At 58.6% G+C, this 18,120-nt stretch carries 21 protein-coding genes; 2 read left to right on the top strand and 19 right to left on the bottom strand.

Annotated elements, in window-relative coordinates; all coding sequences use genetic code 11:
- Window positions 1–243 precede the first annotated feature (243 nt).
- From GAO09_RS24800 to GAO09_RS24790, 3 genes are all read right to left on the bottom strand, one after another.
- Entirely contained in the window at window positions 244–552 is a 309-nt protein-coding gene (locus GAO09_RS24800) for a hypothetical protein (protein ID WP_235938455.1), read from the bottom strand.
- Between the two features lie 40 nt (window positions 553–592).
- Window positions 593–817: a hypothetical protein gene (locus tag GAO09_RS24795; protein WP_153358799.1), complete on the bottom strand. Its 225-nt coding sequence runs from the start codon at window positions 815–817 to the stop codon at window positions 593–595.
- Window positions 818–1,031: 214 nt separating this feature from the next.
- Window positions 1,032–1,937: a dihydrodipicolinate synthase family protein gene (locus tag GAO09_RS24790; RefSeq protein WP_209018833.1), complete on the bottom strand. Its 906-nt coding sequence runs from the start codon at window positions 1,935–1,937 to the stop codon at window positions 1,032–1,034.
- Window positions 1,938–2,120: 183 nt separating this feature from the next.
- On the opposite strand from GAO09_RS24790, the gene GAO09_RS24785 reads away from it, so the two are divergent.
- Window positions 2,121–2,600 carry a hypothetical protein gene (locus tag GAO09_RS24785; protein ID WP_153358795.1) on the top strand — a complete coding sequence of 160 codons (480 nt, stop codon included), beginning with the start codon at window positions 2,121–2,123 and terminating at the stop codon, window positions 2,598–2,600.
- Between the two features lie 131 nt (window positions 2,601–2,731).
- Here the strand turns inward: GAO09_RS24785 and GAO09_RS24780 are convergent, their stop codons facing one another.
- From GAO09_RS24780 to GAO09_RS24750, 7 genes are all read right to left on the bottom strand, one after another.
- The gene (locus GAO09_RS24780; RefSeq protein ID WP_153358792.1) at window positions 2,732–3,802 is read right to left on the bottom strand and encodes an ABC transporter ATP-binding protein; all 1,071 of its coding nucleotides are present in this window, start codon (window positions 3,800–3,802) and stop codon (window positions 2,732–2,734) included.
- 4 nt (window positions 3,803–3,806) lie between these two features.
- Complete coding sequence (locus GAO09_RS24775; protein WP_153358789.1) at window positions 3,807–4,637, bottom strand: carbohydrate ABC transporter permease; 831 nt, start codon at window positions 4,635–4,637, stop codon at window positions 3,807–3,809.
- Between the two features lie 5 nt (window positions 4,638–4,642).
- Complete coding sequence (locus tag GAO09_RS24770; protein ID WP_153358788.1) at window positions 4,643–5,578, bottom strand: carbohydrate ABC transporter permease; 936 nt, start codon at window positions 5,576–5,578, stop codon at window positions 4,643–4,645.
- A 95-nt stretch (window positions 5,579–5,673) separates the two neighbouring features.
- Entirely contained in the window at window positions 5,674–6,933 is a 1,260-nt protein-coding gene (locus GAO09_RS24765) for an ABC transporter substrate-binding protein (protein ID WP_153358786.1), read from the bottom strand.
- Between the two features lie 32 nt (window positions 6,934–6,965).
- Window positions 6,966–8,132 carry a PLP-dependent transferase gene (locus GAO09_RS24760; protein WP_153358784.1) on the bottom strand — a complete coding sequence of 389 codons (1,167 nt, stop codon included), beginning with the start codon at window positions 8,130–8,132 and terminating at the stop codon, window positions 6,966–6,968.
- Complete coding sequence (locus GAO09_RS24755) at window positions 8,129–8,845, bottom strand: FadR/GntR family transcriptional regulator (protein ID WP_153358782.1); 717 nt, start codon at window positions 8,843–8,845, stop codon at window positions 8,129–8,131. Before GAO09_RS24755 ends, GAO09_RS24760 begins: the two co-directional genes overlap by 4 nt.
- 256 nt (window positions 8,846–9,101) lie before the next feature.
- Window positions 9,102–9,482, bottom strand: coding sequence for a BRA0787 family protein (locus tag GAO09_RS24750; RefSeq protein WP_153358780.1), 381 nt, complete (start codon window positions 9,480–9,482; stop codon window positions 9,102–9,104).
- Window positions 9,483–10,044: 562 nt separating this feature from the next.
- Between GAO09_RS24750 and GAO09_RS24745 the strand changes: the two genes are divergently transcribed.
- On the top strand, window positions 10,045–10,236 hold the full coding sequence (locus GAO09_RS24745) for a hypothetical protein (RefSeq protein ID WP_153359377.1): 192 nt from the start codon (window positions 10,045–10,047) through the stop codon (window positions 10,234–10,236).
- Between the two features lie 70 nt (window positions 10,237–10,306).
- Here GAO09_RS24745 and GAO09_RS24740 read toward each other — a convergent pair whose 3' ends face one another.
- The 9 genes from GAO09_RS24740 to GAO09_RS24700 all read right to left on the bottom strand — a co-directional run bounded on the left by GAO09_RS24740 (window position 10,307) and on the right by GAO09_RS24700 (window position 18,109).
- Complete coding sequence (locus GAO09_RS24740) at window positions 10,307–10,489, bottom strand: hypothetical protein (protein WP_153358778.1); 183 nt, start codon at window positions 10,487–10,489, stop codon at window positions 10,307–10,309.
- A 27-nt stretch (window positions 10,490–10,516) separates the two neighbouring features.
- On the bottom strand, window positions 10,517–10,774 hold the full coding sequence (locus GAO09_RS30165; protein ID WP_235938453.1) for a hypothetical protein: 258 nt from the start codon (window positions 10,772–10,774) through the stop codon (window positions 10,517–10,519).
- A 189-nt stretch (window positions 10,775–10,963) separates the two neighbouring features.
- On the bottom strand, window positions 10,964–11,341 hold the full coding sequence (locus GAO09_RS24730) for a hypothetical protein (RefSeq protein WP_153358774.1): 378 nt from the start codon (window positions 11,339–11,341) through the stop codon (window positions 10,964–10,966).
- A gap of 12 nt (window positions 11,342–11,353) precedes the next feature.
- Entirely contained in the window at window positions 11,354–12,259 is a 906-nt protein-coding gene (yghU, locus tag GAO09_RS24725; protein ID WP_153358772.1) for a glutathione-dependent disulfide-bond oxidoreductase, read from the bottom strand.
- Window positions 12,260–12,387: 128 nt separating this feature from the next.
- Window positions 12,388–13,794 (bottom strand): mannitol dehydrogenase family protein, encoded by a 1,407-nt coding sequence (locus GAO09_RS24720; protein ID WP_153358770.1) that lies wholly within the window; start codon window positions 13,792–13,794, stop codon window positions 12,388–12,390.
- A gap of 3 nt (window positions 13,795–13,797) precedes the next feature.
- A complete protein-coding gene (uxuA, locus tag GAO09_RS24715; protein WP_153358768.1) occupies window positions 13,798–14,994 on the bottom strand; it encodes a mannonate dehydratase in 1,197 nt (398 codons plus the stop codon).
- Window positions 14,995–15,085: 91 nt separating this feature from the next.
- Window positions 15,086–16,492, bottom strand: a complete 1,407-nt coding sequence (locus GAO09_RS24710) for a TRAP transporter large permease (RefSeq protein WP_153358766.1) — start codon at window positions 16,490–16,492, stop codon at window positions 15,086–15,088.
- A gap of 3 nt (window positions 16,493–16,495) precedes the next feature.
- On the bottom strand, window positions 16,496–17,074 hold the full coding sequence (locus tag GAO09_RS24705) for a TRAP transporter small permease (protein WP_410769032.1): 579 nt from the start codon (window positions 17,072–17,074) through the stop codon (window positions 16,496–16,498).
- 60 nt (window positions 17,075–17,134) lie between these two features.
- A complete protein-coding gene (locus tag GAO09_RS24700) occupies window positions 17,135–18,109 on the bottom strand; it encodes a sialic acid TRAP transporter substrate-binding protein SiaP (protein WP_153358762.1) in 975 nt (324 codons plus the stop codon).
- Between the last annotated feature and the right edge of the window lie 11 nt (window positions 18,110–18,120).

Genomic DNA, 18,120 nt, shown 5'->3' with positions numbered 1-18,120 from the left:
GTATCCTATACAATCCTGAGCATGGATGCAAGATGTCACGCAAACACGTGGCGGCACCAACAGATGCCACCACGCTCGCAATTTGAAACAGGTGATTATAATTCAGTCAGCCCGACCAAAAGCGCTGCCAATAACGTGACAGCAGTCACCAGGAGTATCGGTCGGGAGGGCGCAGGGCATCGCCTAAACGCGTCGGCAATGACAGGGGCTACATGAAGTGCGAACAGAGGGCGCATGGCGGCCTCAGACGACCCGAAAACCCATCTGCCGTCGCGGGGCAGCGAAAACTGCTTGATTCGACTGCCTTGAGCCCGGCGCAGTATCCGGCATTCTCGCTGATACGATCATGCCATCCGGCACGCAGCAGACGGCGCCGGGCTGATGATCGCTTTCGAACATTGCAAAATGTACGGCCGAGGCGCGATCGCGAAATATGCCCCCAACCAGGCCCTCGCGATCATCGACGATCCAGCAGCCATTTTCATCACGTCCAACCGTGAAGCGCACACCTGAGACAGCGTAGTCAATATTGTGCTGCAGGGCTTTTCCCATAGACATATCCTTCCTTGGAAACGATTGTATTATTTAGCGCTTACGGCGCCAGCGACCGCACGGTAGCGACGGCAATTCCCGTCAGAACCAGAACAATCGCCAGCCGAAGAAACGCCTGCCAATCGGCCTGACCGGCATTGGCGGCTGGGCCATGGGTCGTCGCCACAGCCGACGATCCTCGGATGATCGGCGCAAGGCGGCGTCGTGCGTGGTGATATCCGTATTGATGAGAGGCCGGATGGCCTGCGGCCATTCTATCGTGCATCCTGTGCTCCATATCGCACATCGATTTTCGGTTTCGCAAACTGGCTGCACACGCCCATCGTGCGCGCTGCTTCGGTTTGGTCGTGATGTGCAGTCTGGAAGGTACTGGGCAGCACCTAGGTTTTCGATTGGGGCATCGGCATGAAAAAATAGCCATTCCATAGGGATCTCCGGAAAAGACCTATAAAACAGAAGCCCCCACCATCATCGCGGTTTCAGGCAACAGTCTGCGACGCCAATTCGCCAGCCGCTGCCTCCAGGCTGACCAACACCCGTCGGACAGCCTCACGCATTTCGTCATCAAGCCCGACCATCGGCAGTCTTACGTTCTCGGAATCGCCGTGAAGGATGGCGCAAGCGGCCTTGATCACTGCAGCGTCCCACTGGCCGCCCGTCGCCTCTAACAATGCTGCCATTTCCCGCCGAAACTGGCCCGCCGCACCTGCGAACCCACGCCCGACGGCTGCCAGGCGGAACGGGAACAGATTCCCATAAGAAGACATCATCCCGTGGGCACCACAGGCCAGAAAAGCGGGAAGATCGACTTCATCGGCGCAATAATGGTGATAGCGACGACGCAGGACGGGATCGAGCCGGGCAAACGCGGCAAGTCTGCCAGCACCATGTCGAACGCCGACGACATTATGCACGTCCGAGAGGGCCGACAGAAGTGCCGCGCCACCTTCGATGACCGTCCGTTGTGGGTCATCGTCGATGATGATGGGCAGATGCGTTGCTTCGGCAATGTTTCTAAAATGCGAGGCGACGCCCGCCTTGGTCGGCTTCGAGTAATAGGGCACCGTCACCAGCAATCCGTCGGCCCCAAGCTGCTGCGCGCGTTCGCTCAGAGCGATGCTGCGGCCGGTCCCGTAAGTGCTCGTGGCGGCCAGCACCGCAAGGCGACCTTCGGCCCGCTCAAGGCAAGTGGAAAGGACCGTGTCGCGCTCATAATCGCTCAGCGCATAACCTTCGCCGGTGACGTCACAGACGATCACCGCATCGATACCCGCTCTGACCTGACAATCGACCAAGGTCGCAAGAGCGCTGCGATTCAGATCGTCACCGGCAAAGGGCGTAATCAGCGCCGTCACTGTCCGGATGTTTGAAAGTCGAGCGGTCACGTTCGTCTCCTCGTTATGCAAAACGGAATGACGTAACGCCTGGACGCATAGGAAATCGAGGTGATGCGAACCAGAACGGCATAATGCGTTCATAGCCGATACCGACCGCAAAAGCTGACGCGGAAACAGTTTCACGCAGGCTTAGGTTGCGAAGCTCGCCGAAGTTCAAAGGGATTGCTTATTATGACGACCATTGGCAGCACAACCTATTCCTATATCACTTATACCGGACTAACCCGCGGGAAATCCGAGGCGCAAACGCCAACCGCGGGTGATAAGGCCACCACGCGCAATTCCGCTCTTTCCCCTATAGGCGACATCCAGAAGGGTCCAGACGACACAGGCTCGACGAAACTGTCGAGCGCATTGTGGGACTTGGCCTCCGCCGGCACACATAGCGCAAGAGACGAAGCCGTCTGGCAGGATGCCGGTGAAAGCAGAACCAGGGCCGAGAAGGAATTCGGCGACCTTGCGGAGATGACAATCGCAGAGCTCATTCGCGCCAAGTATCTTGAGGATAACAATTTGACCGAAGGAGACCTCGCGCGGATGCCTGCGAAAGAGCGTGAGGCCATAGAAGCGGAGATTCGCGAAGCGGTTGAGCAGGTACTGGACAACAAGGCGGAAAACGAAGCTGACACTACCGGTTCCGGCGCGACCTGAGACGTTCAGGCTGCGTAACGCGGGAAGTCCGGCGCTTTCGGGCTATCGGCACCGAACTTCTGCTCGACGGAGAAACTGCACTTTCGTGGATTGCCGCGCCAGCGGTTCCATCTTTGGCGCGGCACGGAATATCAGGCAGACGCGACCGCGCAGCGATCACCCTTTTCGTCAAACACATGCAAATGCTGCGCCGGGAAAGAGACGTGAACATTTGGCCCCGCAGAAAGTGCTGCGCGATCGAGCGTGAACACCTTGAAGGCCAGTCCGTGCAGCGACAGATGCAGGATGATGCCGAAACCGGTCGGCTCGACGAGATCAACGCTCGCCGCCATGCCGGTGCCTTCGCCGCCCATCACCACATGTTCCGGGCGGATGCCGACTGTGACCTTCGCACCGTCAGCCAGTGCCAGCGGCACAGGCAATGCCACCACCGTTCCATCCTTCAGCGTCACGCTACCGCCCGAATAGGTCGCCTCCAGAAAGTTCATGCCCGGCGAGCCGATGAAACCGGCGACAAAAAGGTTGGCGGGACGGTCGTATAGCTCCAGCGGAGCCCCCACCTGCTGGACCACCCCGCCATGCATGGCAACGATACGGTCCGCCAAGGTCATGGCCTCGATCTGGTCGTGGGTGACGTAGATCGAGGTGGCCTTGAGGTCGCCATGCATTTTCTTGATTTCGGCACGCATCTGCTCGCGCAGGCGGGCATCGAGGTTCGACAAAGGTTCGTCGAACAGAAACGCCTTGGGCTGACGCACGATGGCGCGGCCCATGGCGACACGCTGACGCTGGCCACCGGAAAGTGCTTTTGGACGGCGGTCGAGCAATGGATCGAGGCCGAGTTTCGACGCAGCACTTGCGACAGCTGCGGCAATCTTTTCCTTGGCAATCTTGCGGAGCTTCAGGCTGTAGCTCATGTTGCCGGCGACATTCATATGCGGATAAAGCGCATAGGACTGGAACACCATGGCGATGTCGCGGTCTTTTGGATGCAGTTCGTTGACGCGCTTGCCGTCGATGCGCATCTCGCCGCCGGTGACACCTTCCAATCCGGCGATCATCCGCAGCAGCGTGGACTTGCCGCAGCCGGACGGACCGACCAGCACGACGAACTCGCCGTCCCTGATCTGCAAATCGATGTCGTGCAGCACCTGCACATGGCCATAGGCCTTCTTGACGTTCTGGATATCGATCGAAGCCATAAGATTACCCCTTGACCGCGCCGGCCGTCAGGCCCTGGACGAGGTAGCGCTGGATGAGCAGGAAAAAGAGAGCGGCCGGGATGAGCGCGAGCACGCCCGCTGCCATCATCTGTCCAAAGTCCACCGAGAATTTGGAAACGAAGGTCAACAGCCCGACCGGGAAGGTCGCGGCATTGTTGCCGTTGATCAGCATCAGCGCGAACAGAAGCTCGCTCCACGCGGCAGTGAAAACGAAGCCGAGCGTCGCGGCGATGCCGGGCAGCGTCAGCGGCAGGATGATTTCGCGGAACGCCGTGAATTTTGTGGCGCCGTCGATCATCGCTGCTTCTTCGAGATCCTTTGGAATGCCGTCGAAAAACGACTGCATCAGGAAGGTCGCGAAGGGCACGTTGAAGGCGGTGTAGACGACGATGAGGCCGGTCAGGCTGTTGGTGAGACCGAGCGGCGTCAGGATCTTGAAGATCGGCGCGACCAGCATAACCAGTGGAAACATCTGCGTCAGCAGCATCAGACCGACGATCCAGTATTTGGCGCGAAAATTGAAGCGGGAGAGCGCGTAACCGGACAGAGATGCGCAGATCGTCACGATAATGGCGGTCGAGCCGGAAACGATCAGGCTGTTCTTGAAGAAGGTCGGGAAGGCGCTGTGCTGCAGCACGAAGGAATAATGTTCCCACGTGGTCCGCGACGGCCACATGCGCACGCCTTCGGAATAGAGAAGGTCGTTCGGCGTCAGCGACACCTTGAACAGCCAATAGAGCGGGAAAAGCGCGAAGATGACGTAGGCGAGAATGGCCAGACGGTGCGCGATGGTGGGAAGAAGCGATGTTTTCATGACCCTCACCCCTTGTTCAGCAATGTCTGCCGCAGCAGGATGATCAGCATGGAATAGGCCAGAAGCAGCACGAGCAGCACCAGCGCGATCGCCGAGGCATAACCAAAATCGAGCGCCTTGAAGGCCTGCGTGAAGATGTAGCTGGCAACGATCTGGGTGCGATCGGCTGGGCCGCCACCGGTCATGACGACGATCAGATCGGCAAAGTTGGAAATCCAGACGGTGCGCAGAAGCACGGTGATGGCGATGGTCGGCGCCAGAAACGGCAGCGTGATCGACCAGAAGCGCTGGAACCACGAGGCGCCATCGATGGAGGCGGCTTCATAAAGATCGCGCGGGATCGATTGAAGTGCCGCCAGAAGCGTGATGGCGAAAAACGGGATGCCCCACCAGACATTGGCGATGATCGGTCCCCACATCGCATATTGAGGGTCCGACAGGATATTGCCGGGCTGGCTCATCAGACCGAGATCGAACAGCCAGTGCGGGATCGGCCCGATGACCGGATTGAACAGCCACGCCCAGTTGAGGCCGGCCAGAAACGACGGCACCGCCCATGGCAGAAAGACCAGCGCCTGAACGAGACCACGCCCGACAAAAGGCTTGTCCAGCAGCAGCGCCAGAATGAGGCCGAAGGTGAATTGCAGGAACACCGACGCGCCTGTCCACCACAACGTGTTTTTCAGCGCGACATAAAACGCCTTGTCCTTCGACAGGGTTTCGAAATGTTCAAGCCCGATGAAACCGCCGGAAAACGGATTGAGCAGCTGGATATCGCGAAAGGCATAGGAAATACCGACGACCAGCGGCACCAGCATGACAACGATGATGAGGATCAGCGCCGGTGCGCTGTAGAGATAAGGTTCGGAGGCATCGGCAAGGCGTTTTTGCCACGGCCTGCGATCCTGGCGACGATCATACACGTCGGCGGTCATGGTCATCAGACAGTTCCCGTTTGCGGCGCAAGCTTTGCGCCGTATTGCATGAAGAAAGGCGGGGTGGCGGCGCATTTTTGCTTGCGCCGCCACGGCGTCGATTACTTGCTTGAGAGGTTCTTCTGCTGTGCCTTGGTCAGGTAGGCCGCCCACTCATCGGCCAGTTCCTTGGCAGAAATGTCGCCAAGCAGAGCCTGCTGCGAGGTCTTGATCGCCAGCGAATCCTTGAAGAAGGCGAATTCCTGCAGGAAGGTCGGCATCACGGTCGGAACGGTGTCCTTGTCGGCCAGTTCCTGGAACCAGCCCTTGAACTGGTCACCGGCGTAGAACGGGTCCTTTTCAGCCGCCGTATAGGCCGGCAGTGCACCGATCTTCTTGTTCCACTCGATATTGCCTTCAGGGCTCTGCAGCGTTTCGATCAGCTTCCAGGAGAGGTCCTTGTTCTCGCTCTTGGCAAACATCGACCAGCCGGCATAACCGATGGTCGGATAGGACTTGCCGGCCGGGCCCTTGGGCAGCGGCGCAACGCCAAAATCTTCGGGCTTCATGCGTTCGGCCACCGCGATCAGCGCATCCGGATCCTGATCGAGGAAGGCGCAGGTGCCGGAATAGAAGCCGGCGACGACTTCATTGAAGCCCCAGTTGACGCTGTCCTTCGGCGCCAGCCCCTTCTTGTAGAGGTCGACCATCCACTCGATACCCTTGGCCCAGCCTTCGCTGTTCATGGTCGAGGTGCCGTCCTCGGTAAAATACTTGTTGTCGCCGGCCATCGAGGCGGCGAAGATCATCCAGCCGTTGAGGCCACCTGCCCCGCCGCGCATGCAATATCCGTATTTGCCCGGCAGCTTGGAGACGGCTTCAGATGCCTTGGTGAATTCTTCCATCGTCTTCGGCGGCTCGGACACGCCGGCTTCGCTCAAAAGCTTCTTGTTGTAGAACATGGCGCGCAGATAGAAGCCGTAGGGCAGCATATAGGCGGTGTTCTTGACGTCGCGGCCGAGTTCCAGCGCGCGCGGTGTCAGCGCCTTGGTGTGTTCCCATTTTTCCAGATAGGGCTCGAGGCTTTCGAGCATGCCGTTATTGCCGTAGAGCGAAAGCCAGGTGTCCGGCATTTCCATCACGTCGGGCGTGTCGCCGGCCGAGACCATGGTGGCGAATTTCTGGAACGCTTCGTTCCAGGGCAGCGAGATGATCTCGACCTTTGTGCCCGGATTGGCGGCCTCGAACTTGTCGACCAGCGATTTTAACGTCTGCGTACGCTCCGGGCTGGTGATGACTTCTACCAGCTTGAGCGTGGTATCGGCCATGGCGGTCCCCGCCATCATGGTCGCGATGAATGCAGCTGTTATGATTGTTTTCATTGTCCTGCTCCCAGTTGTTTTTGGTTGATGCGCTATGAGGCGACGGCAATCGCCTCCTGAAGATCGCTCCACAAAACCTCGGTTCCCTCGAGGCCGACATGGAGGCGTACGGACCGCGCATGGATGCCAAAAGTATGCGCGGAATTCGGCTGGGCCTTCTGCTGCAGCACCACTTCGCCGGGAACGATCAGGCTTTCGTGGCCACCCCAGCTGACGCCGAGCTTGAAGAGTTTCAGATGATCGGCAAAGGTGCGGATATCGACGCCTTCCTTGAAGATGAAGGAAAACAGCCCCGACGTGCCGTTAAGCCCGGCTGGCAGGCGGTTCGCCAGACCCGGATGGCAGACGGTTTCCACCACATCCAGTTCCTGCAATCGCCGCGCAATGGTGAGCGCAGATTCCTGATGCGCCTTCATGCGCAAGGGCAGCGTGCGCATACCACGGATCAGAAGCCAGGCATCGAAGGGCGAGAGTTTACCGCCGAGATAAGGATAGGCTTCGGCCTTCAGCCGGGCGATCATTTCCTTTGAGCCAGCAACTACACCTGCAACCACATCGCTATGGCCGCCGAGATATTTGGAGGCCGAATGGATCACCAGATCGACACCGAGCGTGATCGGCCGCTGGAAGACAGGGCTTGCCCAGCTGTTGTCGATCATTGAGATCGCGCCGTGCTTCCTGGCAAGCGCCGCCAGCGCGCCGACATCATGCGCTTCCATCACCCAGCTCGTCGGGCTTTCCAGATAGAGAATTTTTGCACCCGGCAGCGCCTTGGCGACGGATTCCTCGTCACGGCCATCGACATAGGTCACTTCCACCTTCATGCGCTTCAAAAGCGTGCCGAACAGGCGAAAAGCGTCGGGATAAACATGGTTGACCGCCACGATACGGTCACCGGGCTCGACAAAGCTCAGTATCGAAGCCGAGATCGCCGACATGCCGCTGGCGAACCCGAGCGCATCCTCGGCCCCCTCCAGCTTGGCCAGCATTTCCTCGAACATGCGCACGGTCGGGTTGAGGCCGCGCGTATAGATCGGCCGCACCTTTTCGCCGCGATAGGAGGCGATCATCTCGTCATATTCGGAGAAGGTGAACAGCGAGGTCTGAAAGATCGGCGGCACCACCGCATCGGCAAAATTGCCGTCGTCATGGGCAGTTATCAGCGAAGCAAACGCCGACGGATCGAGCATTTCGTTCATTTGGACATTTCCTTGATGTCTTCCTCGACAACGGCGAGGATTTTCAGTGTTTCGCGCCGCGCCCGCTCAGCGTTCTGGGCGGCGATGGCGTCGAAAAGCGTGCGATGAAATGGAAAGGAGCGGCGGGCAAAATCCTTGCGATCGAAGGGCGAGGCCCAAAAGTGCTCGAAACTTTCGCGCATCTGCTCAAGGATCTGCCGGAACAGCGGATTGTGGGTGGCGTCGTAGACGGCGAGATGGAAGGCCAGATCTTCAGGCCCAGACGAGCCTTTTTCCAGATGGACGGTTTCCATCTTCACAAGCTTGTCCTCGATGAATGCCAGATCATCGGCGGTGCGCATCTGCGCCGCCACCATGCCGGCCTCGCATTCGATGCCGCGTCGTACCTGCAGCGTTTGCAAAAGCACGTCGCGCAGCTTGGTCGTGTCGAGCGACAGCGGCATGTGCACGGTATCGGGAGAGATCGGCCGCAGCAGATAGGTGCCGCTGCCCTTGCGGGTTTCGATGACGCCAAGCGCCTGAAAATGGCGGATTGCCTCGCGGATCGTAGACCGGCCGACGGCGAGCGCCGCCATCAGCTCACGCTCGGCAGGCAGCCGATCACCTGTTCTAAGGCTGGCATCGGCAACGTATTGGGCAAGCGCCGAGGTAACCTGCTTTGCGCGGTCTACCGTCGGCAACGGCCGAAGCGTATCGGACAGTTTTGGCTTCATGCCACCTCCAGATCCCCTGTCGACCGCGCCTTGAACGGCGTCTAAATTGGTCTGACATCTTAGCAAAGCACTGGAGTTGCCACCTGTCAATCCCGGATTTCCGAGCGAGGTGCCAGCCCCAAAACGCCACGCGGCGGCAGCCGGCGGCACGGGAAAGTTTGGATACGCTACGCCCAAACGAAATCACCGGCTGCGCACGACGGCGCAACCGGTGATCAACATGTTAGATTGTAGAATTTACCGAATATGTTTCGGCTCAGTGCGCATGCCAGGCATTTGGCGAATAACTTTCCACCATGGAAGCAAGGCGGTCTTCTCCAAGCTGACGCTTGCGGACAAGCACACTCATGACGCGTGCCGCTGTCGAAAAGGTCATTTCATCCAGCGGCCCCTCGCCTTCCCAAGGCTTTGTCAGACGTTCTGTTACGCCGCCAACCATGTTGGCCGGCATGATATCGCTGCAACCACGCAGCGCAGCAAAAATATCGGAGATCGGAATACTTTCGGCACCGAGTTCGAGAACCGGCTCCGGGTCTCCGACCTGCCAATCCTCGAAGGCATTCAGCGAATCGCGAAAATATTGCTGCAGGGTGATCGGCGCATGACCATGTTCAAGCGCGGGAAGGATATGAGCCATCAGCTTTCTCCATTTCTGCTTGCGGGTAAGTCGACCAGTCCAGTCGTTTTACACGGCTATTTCCCGGTCGTGAAGCCCTCAACGAAAGCCATGGGTCACAACACGCTGCCTCGGCGAAGATCCAATGTCCTTTTTAGGCACCAAAAAATTCGTTGTGTCAGTCGGTTACCGCAATCGCGCTTGTCCCGGCCACCTGATATTCCTCTTGGAAGAATTTTCCATAGCGTGCCTGAGGAAATCCATCCCTAAAACATGGTGCGGCGCAACAATACATTTCCACGTATTGGTATGGATCATAGAATTGCAGATTTATTTCACAAATACCCGCTCATTTTCATTGAATGTACAGCAATGCGACTGTAACTTTCGCACCGATCACACCAACCAGGGAGATGAAAAATGATTGTACGCACCACAAAAACGCACGCTCTTTCCGTCATTAGCCTTGGCTGGTCCACCCTCCGTTGCTGCCGATCTGATGCTTGGCGAATGCAAGGCGCATTCGACGCCAATCAGACAGAAGCACAATCGGTTTCAGGCCCGGACGGGCAGGGTGAGCATCATGAACAGACAAGTTATTGAACACGCCGGAGTTCCTGTCGGCATTGCCGTCCAGCAGGACGACGCTTACCGTTTCATCGCGGTGAAATTTCACGTCATCGATCTCGACGAGCACCGTTTCAACTCCCTGGTTGACCTCAGGGCGGCGATCCGCGACCATGTCGCTCAAAACAGGAGCGTATTGGCAGCATGACCGATATCGATTTCCAAACGTTTCGAGGGCCGAACAGTCGTCGGGATTTCTCGAAAGACAGCCGCAGCCGTCACTCGAAGGGCTTGGCGTTACGCAGGTTTTTCTGCCTCAGTTCTCTCGTGCTGATCGGTTTCGGCGCCGCGTTGCTGATTGCCGGTGCGCTCTGCAGAAGCGCATCGACGCTGCCCGAATGGATCGGCATTGCGCTTATGACCGCCGGAATGGTGGTGATGATTTTCGTAACGGGCCGCACGGCCAAGACCACAAACAGCCGGAAAGATCAGCCTTCCGGTGGCGGCTCGTCACCTTCATCGCGGAATTTCGTCTCGTAAGGCATGGTCAGGATGGCCGTGGCAGCAGCTGCTGCTCCAAACAGCGACACGAACGGAAACACCACCAGGATGACGGGTAAAATCGGGTTTGCCGCACCGCGCAGCAAACCCATCAGGCCGCCCACATCGAGCAGGATGACCGACGCGCCGACCACCAGACCGATCACGGCACCGCCGACGGCATTCAGGGCCATGAAACGCAGCATATCTCGGTGATCCCGACGCGCCGCCTCTTGGCTCATGCGCGGCTTTCGGTCATTATGGAGCAGGGCTTTGCGCCTCCGCTGCCGATCCGCCCACTTCTTTAGAGGCTTGAGCGGATCGAATAGCCTTGCCATGTGGACAATCGGTACAAGCATCACATCTCCCTCGTGCTTGTCGATCGCCAAGGGGTATCATATCTCGAAAAAGTTCTCGAACGATTCCGGGAAACTCTTGCGCGCGACCTTTTCGTCGATCTGCAGCATGGTCTGATAGGAAAGCGGATCGAAATCCTTGTCCGCCGGAATGACCTCGCGGCCCAAAAGCAGGTTGAGACGCGCGGCATCGAGGTTGCCGCGCTCAAAAGGCTCGGCACCGAAGTGGTGCCACAGCGCATGAAGGAACGCGCCGTCGACGCGATGTTCGGCCATGCCCGGACGTTTGCGTCGCGGGATGGCTTTCAACGGCGTAACCCCCTTGGGGTTGGCGCGGCGGATGGTGAACTGGATCCCCGTGCTTGGCATCCCGCCCGGAAAACCGCGATGTTTGGTCATTTCGGGCAGGTTTGCCATCGTCTTGATCCTTTAAGTGTTTGCGACCTTGTCGGCCGTCTTGGTGTCGAAATCGGAAGCGTCGTGACGCTCGCGCAGCTGTTCGGACGGCTCACCGGATGTCCGGTTGACCATGCGCCCACGCTTCACGGCGGGACGTGCGAAAATCTCCGCTGTCCAACGCTGCAGGTGCTTGTAACCCTGAACTTCCAGAAAGTCACCGGCATCGCCATAAGCCTGACCGAGAGCCAGATTGCCGTACCATGGCCAGATCGCCATGTCCGCAATCGTGTATTCGTTTCCGGCCATGAACCGGTTTTCTGCGAGGTGGCGATCAAGCACATCGAGTTGGCGTTTTGTTTCCATCGCGTAGCGGTCGATCGCGTATTTGATCTTGATCGGCGCATAGGCATAAAAATGGCCGAAACCGCCGCCGACAAATGGCGCGGAGCCCATCTGCCAGAACAGCCAGTTCATCGCTTCAGCACGGGCACGCAGCTCGGTCGGCAGGAAGGCGTCGAATTTTTCCGCTAGGTAGATGAGGATTGAGGCGGATTCGAAGACCCGGATCGGCTCGCCTCCGCCCTTCGGGGCACGATCCAGCAGGGCCGGAATCTTTGAATTCGGATTGATGCCGACAAAGCCCGAACCGAACTGGTCGCCCTGACCGATATTGATCAGCCAGGCATCATATTCGGCGTCCGAATGCCCTGCCGCCAGCAGCTCTTCCAGCATGATGGTGACCTTGACTCCATTCGGGGTGCCAAGCGAGTGAAGCTGCAGCGGATGTTTGCCGACAGGCAGTTCCTTGTCATGGGTCGGCCCGGCGATCGGGCGATTGATATTGGCGAACTGGCCGCCATTGCCCTTTTCCCAGGTCCATACTTTTGGCGGTTCATAACCTGCCGGAAAATTGTCGGCGGAAGATTTATCGGTCATCAAAACGGTCCTTTGCCTTGGATAGCAGTTGGCGCATGAAAAACGCTGCAATCCTATATAGGCAATCGACCATCCGGATGCACAGGCCGTAGACCTGATCCACCGACAAAATTTAGAAATTTATTCCATCACCGCTTCCATCTGGCGAGCTCGACATTGACCAGATCCCGCCACCCGCGCGCCTTTACGAGCGCATCGGGAAACAGTCCCTCTATGGCGAAGAAGGGGGCGGAGGGATCTGCAGCGTCGACAGTGTTCGCAGCTCTGAGAATTTCCTCCCGACGTGGATCATTGCAGTCCTTCAGCTTGGTGACCGCAGCGATCCACGCAGCGACGACGTAGGCAAACTCTGCCGCATCTCCGCCTTCCGCCAACGCTTCCACTGCCGGCGCAAAAATGCGCTGCGGCAGCTTCTGGCTGCTGTCGGAGGCAATCTGGGCATTGCGGTGCGCAATCGCCGGGTTGGCGAAGCGCGCAATCAACTGGCTGGTATAATCATCGAGATCGATACCGGGCACCGGATCGAGCGTTGGCAGAACCGCTTTCATGTGCCGCGCCACCAACCTTCGCAGCTCCGGTATGGCCATGACATCGCGCACATATTCCAGACCATCCAGCAGGCCGAGATGGGCGATCAGCGTATGGCTGCCATTGAGCAGCCGTAGTTTCATCTTTTCATACGGCTCGACATCGTCGACGAACAGCGCACCACCCGCCTCCCATTGCGGACGACGGGATACGAACCGATCCTCGATCACCCATTGCATGAAAGGTTCGGTCTCGATCGCAAGCCTATCCTCGACACCAAGGAGATTTTTCGCACGGGCACGTGTTTCGTCCGTGGCGGCGGGCACGATACGGTCGACCATGCTGGACGGGAAAGCGCCATTCTCCGCAATCCATCTAGCCAGTTCGGGATCGCGCCCTTCAGCCATGTCCAGCACAAGACGCCGGACGATATGGCCGTTGGAAGGCAGGTTATCGCAGCAAAGAATGGTGAATGGCGGCAAGCCGCTTGCCTTGCGCAGCTCCAGAGCCTCGACCAGAAAACCGAGAACTCCGACGGGCTCATGCGGATTGACGAGATCAGCCGCGACAGCCGGATGAGCAACATCCAGCCCGCCGCTGACCGGATCAAGGCCATAGGCCTTCTCCGAAACTGTCAGCGTGACGATGCGGACCTCTTCACTGGACAAAAGATCGAGCACTCTCGCCCGATCCTCAGCCGCGCATATCCAGCCCACCGTTGCGCCAATCACCTCCGCTCTGTCATCCCCTTCGCTGCGAACGATCACGGAAAACAGGCCGTCCTGCTCCTGCATCGCCATCACTGGTTCTGGCGAACGCAAATTGACCGCAACAATGCCCCACGGCCCAAAAATACTCTCCAGCGCACGTTGGGTGAAGACGGCCTGATGGGCGCGGTGGAAGGCGCCAAGCCCGATATGCACGATACCGGGTTTGAGCAATGAGCGATCATAGGCCGGGGTCTTTACGCCTCCCGGCAGGTCGGTCGAGGATGCAAGTCGCGCCATTGTTCACCGCATTCCATATTGTGCGTGCAAGAGCGTGCGCTCGATGCCGCGCAATTCGGCCAGTCCCTTGAGACGACCGATGGCCGGATAACCGGGCTGCGCGCCACGCGTCACGTCATCGAGGATTTCCTGACCATGGTCGGGACGCATCGGAATTTCATGATCCTCCCTGCCCTCGTCACGCCGGCGTTTTTCTTCCTTCAGCAGTGCGGCGATGACGGCGACCATATCCGTGCCGCCCTCCAGATGTTCGTCCTCGTAGAACGAGCATGGCAGGCTGTCCTCGTCGCGCGTGACATTGCGCAAGTGAACGAAGTGGATACGCGACGCAAACCGTTCGGCAATCGCCGGCAGATCGTTGTCGGCGCGCGCCCCCAAAGAGCCGGAGCACAACGTCATGCCATTGGCGCGGCTGTAGACCGTGTCGAGAATATAGGCGTAGTCCGCCTCGGTGGAGAGAATGCGCGGCAGGCCAAGCAGCGGCCACGGCGGATCATCCGGGTGGGCGCAAATGTTGATGCCGACCTGTTCGGCCACCGGCACGACCTCGCTGAGGAAATCGATCAGATTGGCCTGCAGTTTCTGCGCCGTGATGCCCTGATAGGTCCGCAGTTTCTCCAGCAACTGCTCGAGCGTATAACCATCCGCCGAACCCGGCAGTCCTGCGCCGATATTGCGGCCGAGTGCTGCGATTTTCGCGTCGTTCATTTCGGAAAAACGTCGGGCCGCTGCATCCTGCAGGGCTTCCGGGTAATCGGATGCTGCATCCGGCCTTTTCAGTATGTTGATGTCGAAAGCGACGAAATCGGTCAGATCGAAACGCATGGCGCGCGCCGCGTGGCGGGTTTCCCAGCGCAAGTCGGTGCGTGTCCAGTCCAGCACCGGCATGAAATTGTAGCAGACGGTTTTGATGCCGCTGGCCGACAGGCGGCGCAGGGTCTCTTTCCAGTTGTCGACATGCGTGCGCCAATCACCGGTCTGGGTCTTGACGCTTTCCGAAACCGGCACGCTTTCCACCACATCCCAAAACAGGCCGCCAGCCTTGATCTCCTCGTGGCGTTTGGCGATTTCGTCTACCGGCCAGACGTCACCGGTCGGTATGTGATGAAGCGCGCTGACAATGCCTTTTGCCCCCGCTTGCGCCGCATCCTGCACGGTCACCTTGTCGACCGGTCCGAACCATCGCCATGTATGTCTCATGCATCTTGTCCCTTGATATTCAATTCACAAATTCGGCCCAGAAATTCGGCAGTGAGAAGCCCGCGCCCTCCTCCGGCGCGGGCATGATCGATCAGCGGATCAGGCCCATCTCGGTCGGCAACCACAATGTGATGGCCGGGATGAAGGTGATCAGCACCAGTGCGATCAGCAGCGGCACAAGCCAGGGCAGGATCGCCATTGTCGTGCGTTCCACCGATAGTTTGGCAACACGCGACAGGACGAACAACACCATGCCGAGCGGCGGGTGCAAAAGACCGATCATGAGATTGAGTGTCATGATCAGGCCGAAGTGTACCGGATCTATGTCAAACTGCAGCACGATCGGCAGCAGGATCGGCACGAGAATGGTGATCGCGGCGATCGTATCGAGGAAGCAGCCGACAAACAGCATCAGGAGATTGACGAGGATCAGAAAGACCCACTTGCTGTCGGTCAGGCTTGTAATCGCCGTCGACAGAAGCTGTGCCGTCTGGCTGACCGTCAACAGCCAAGCGAAGACCGAAGCGGCGGCGACGATGAACAGCACGGATGCCGTGGTTTCGATCGTGTCGAATGTCGCCTTGGCAAGGGTCTTCAGCGTCATCGTGCGGTAACGCACGAGGCCGAGGAAAAGCGACCAGAGTACGGCGGCAACCGCTGCTTCCGTCGGCGTGAACCAGCCCATGGTCATGCCGCCGATCAGGATGACCGGCGTCATCAGCGCCATGACGGCAGAGAAATCAAAGTACCAGTCGCAGGCGATCAGGACTGCGAGCGCAATCAGGATGGCCCAGTTGAGCGACAGACCGACAAGCGTCAGCAGATAGATGCCGACCGGCACGGCCATGACAATCAGCACTTCCAGCGACGCGCCAAAAAGGTTGCGCAGGCTGAATGGCGTGTCGGAACCCCACTGTTTGACATAGGCGAAGACGGCGACGGTCAGCATCATCAGCACGGTCATGACGACACCCGGCACGATGCCGGCCATGAACAGCGCGCCGATCGAGACATTGGCCATCATGCCGTAAATGACGAAGGGCAGAGATGGCGGGAAGATCGGGCCGAGCGTCGCGGATGCGGCAGTGACGCCGACGGCGGCTTCGACCGGATAACCATGGTCCTTCATGGCCTTGATCTCGATCGTGCCGATACCGGCAGCATCGGCCAATGCCGTGCCGGACATGCCGGAAAACACCACCGAGCCGATGATGTTGACCTGCGCCAGACCGCCCTTCATCCAGCCGACCAGCGCGACCGCAAAGGAGTAGATGCGGCCGGTGACGCCGGCCGTGTTCATCAGGTTGCCGGCAAGGATGAAGAAGGGCACCGCCAGCAACGGAAAGCTTTCGACGCCGGCAATCAGTCGCTGTGCGGCAATGATATCGGGGGCGACGCCGTAAATGACGATGTAGAGCAGAGATGACGTTGCCATGGAAACGGCGACGGGCAGGCCGAGCACCATCAGAAGCAGAAATGAACCGATAAGAAGAAGCATGGATCAGACCTCGGCGTGCTGGAATTCTTCGGGGCGCTCAAGCACCGAATAACCACGGCGCATGTTGGCAACGAACACCTGAATGGAGCGCAGGAACATCAGCACGAACGCGGCCAGAACAGTGTAGAAGACGATGTTGCGGGGCAGCTGGACCGTTACCATTTCCTCGTCCGCGACGATTTCCATGTACCGCCACATCAGCCACGAGCCGTAGGCGAAAAAGCCAATGCGAATGAGATCCACCAGTGTCGCCATGACGCGCGTCACCTTTGGCGGCAGGTAATGGTAGAGGACATCGACCTGGATATGCCGTGACATGCGCACGCAGGCGACGGACCCCAGAAACACCACGCCGATCAGGCAGTTGACGGCAATTTCCTCGGTCCAGGCATAACTGTCGTTGAGCACATAGCGGGTGAAGAACTGCAAAAACACACAGGCCGTCATTGCCCAGAAAAGGGCGAGCGTCACCCAATCCTCGATTGCGTAGATTTTCAGATCGACGTCGGCTGGCGCTTCATCGAAAGTATGCGCAAGCTCCTCAGGCGTCACCTGAGTATGAATTTCCGGCTGCGTTGACATGGATTTCATCCCGTTAGATGAGGGGATGGCGCGGCCCGCCAGGAGCCGCGCCGGACGCCTTTACTTGATGGCGCGGATGGCTTCCCAGTCGGATTTCTGGTAACCGAACTCCTCGAACGTCACCTTTTCCAGAACGTTCTTCTCGAAATCGGCCTTGTCCACTTCGACAACGTTGAGGCCACGCTTCTTGAAATCGTCGACTAGCTTGTTTTCACGCTCCTCGATGATCTTGGTGGTGCGCTCGGCAGCCTCCAGCATCACCTCGGTGAAGATTTTCTTGTCTTCATCCGACAGGCTTGCCCAGCGGCTCTTGGAAACGACCGTGTTGAGGTGGTCGACGATGTGGCCCGAAAGCACGATGTTCTTCTGCACCTCGAAGAACTTTTTCGCCTCGATCGTGGTCAGCGGGTTTTCCTGCGCATCGACCGTACCGTTCTGCAGCGCCAGATAGACTTCAGCGAATGCAATCGGCGTGGTGTTGGCACCGCAGGCGCGCGGCATGGCGAGATAGGCCGGCACATCCGGCACGCGCATTTTCACACCCTTCAGGTCGGCGCAGGTGGCGATCGGCTTGTTGGATGTCGTGTGGCGGGTGCCGTAATAGCTGACCGCCGTGATGACATTGCCGGTCTTGTCTTCATACCCCTTGGCAAGACGCTTGAAGACGTCGCTCTTGGTATAGGCGATCAGATGCGCCGGATCGCGGAAGATATAAGGAAAGTAGGTAACGCCGATCGGCTTGTAGTCGCGCGAGGCAAAACTCGAGCCGGAAATGATCATGTCGACCGTTCCGAGCTTCAGGCCCTGGTTAATATCAGCTTCCTTGCCCAGCTGCGATGCCGGAAAGACGTCGATCTTGTAGCGGTTGTTGGTGCGCTTGGCGATTTCCTCTGCCGCCCAGACCGATTCCGTGTGGAACGGTTCGGACGTCTCATAGACATGCGCCCATTTCAGCGCGGTCTGCGCCTGTGCCCCCATCGATGATGCCATGATGACGGCCGCTGCTCCCAGCAGCGTTTTGAACCTGAATGTCATGCTCTCCTCCC

It is taken from the genome of Endobacterium cereale (assembly GCF_009617585.1).
Lineage (GTDB): Bacteria > Pseudomonadota > Alphaproteobacteria > Rhizobiales > Rhizobiaceae > Neorhizobium > Neorhizobium cereale.
This window is presented reverse-complemented; position numbering and strand designations above follow the sequence as displayed.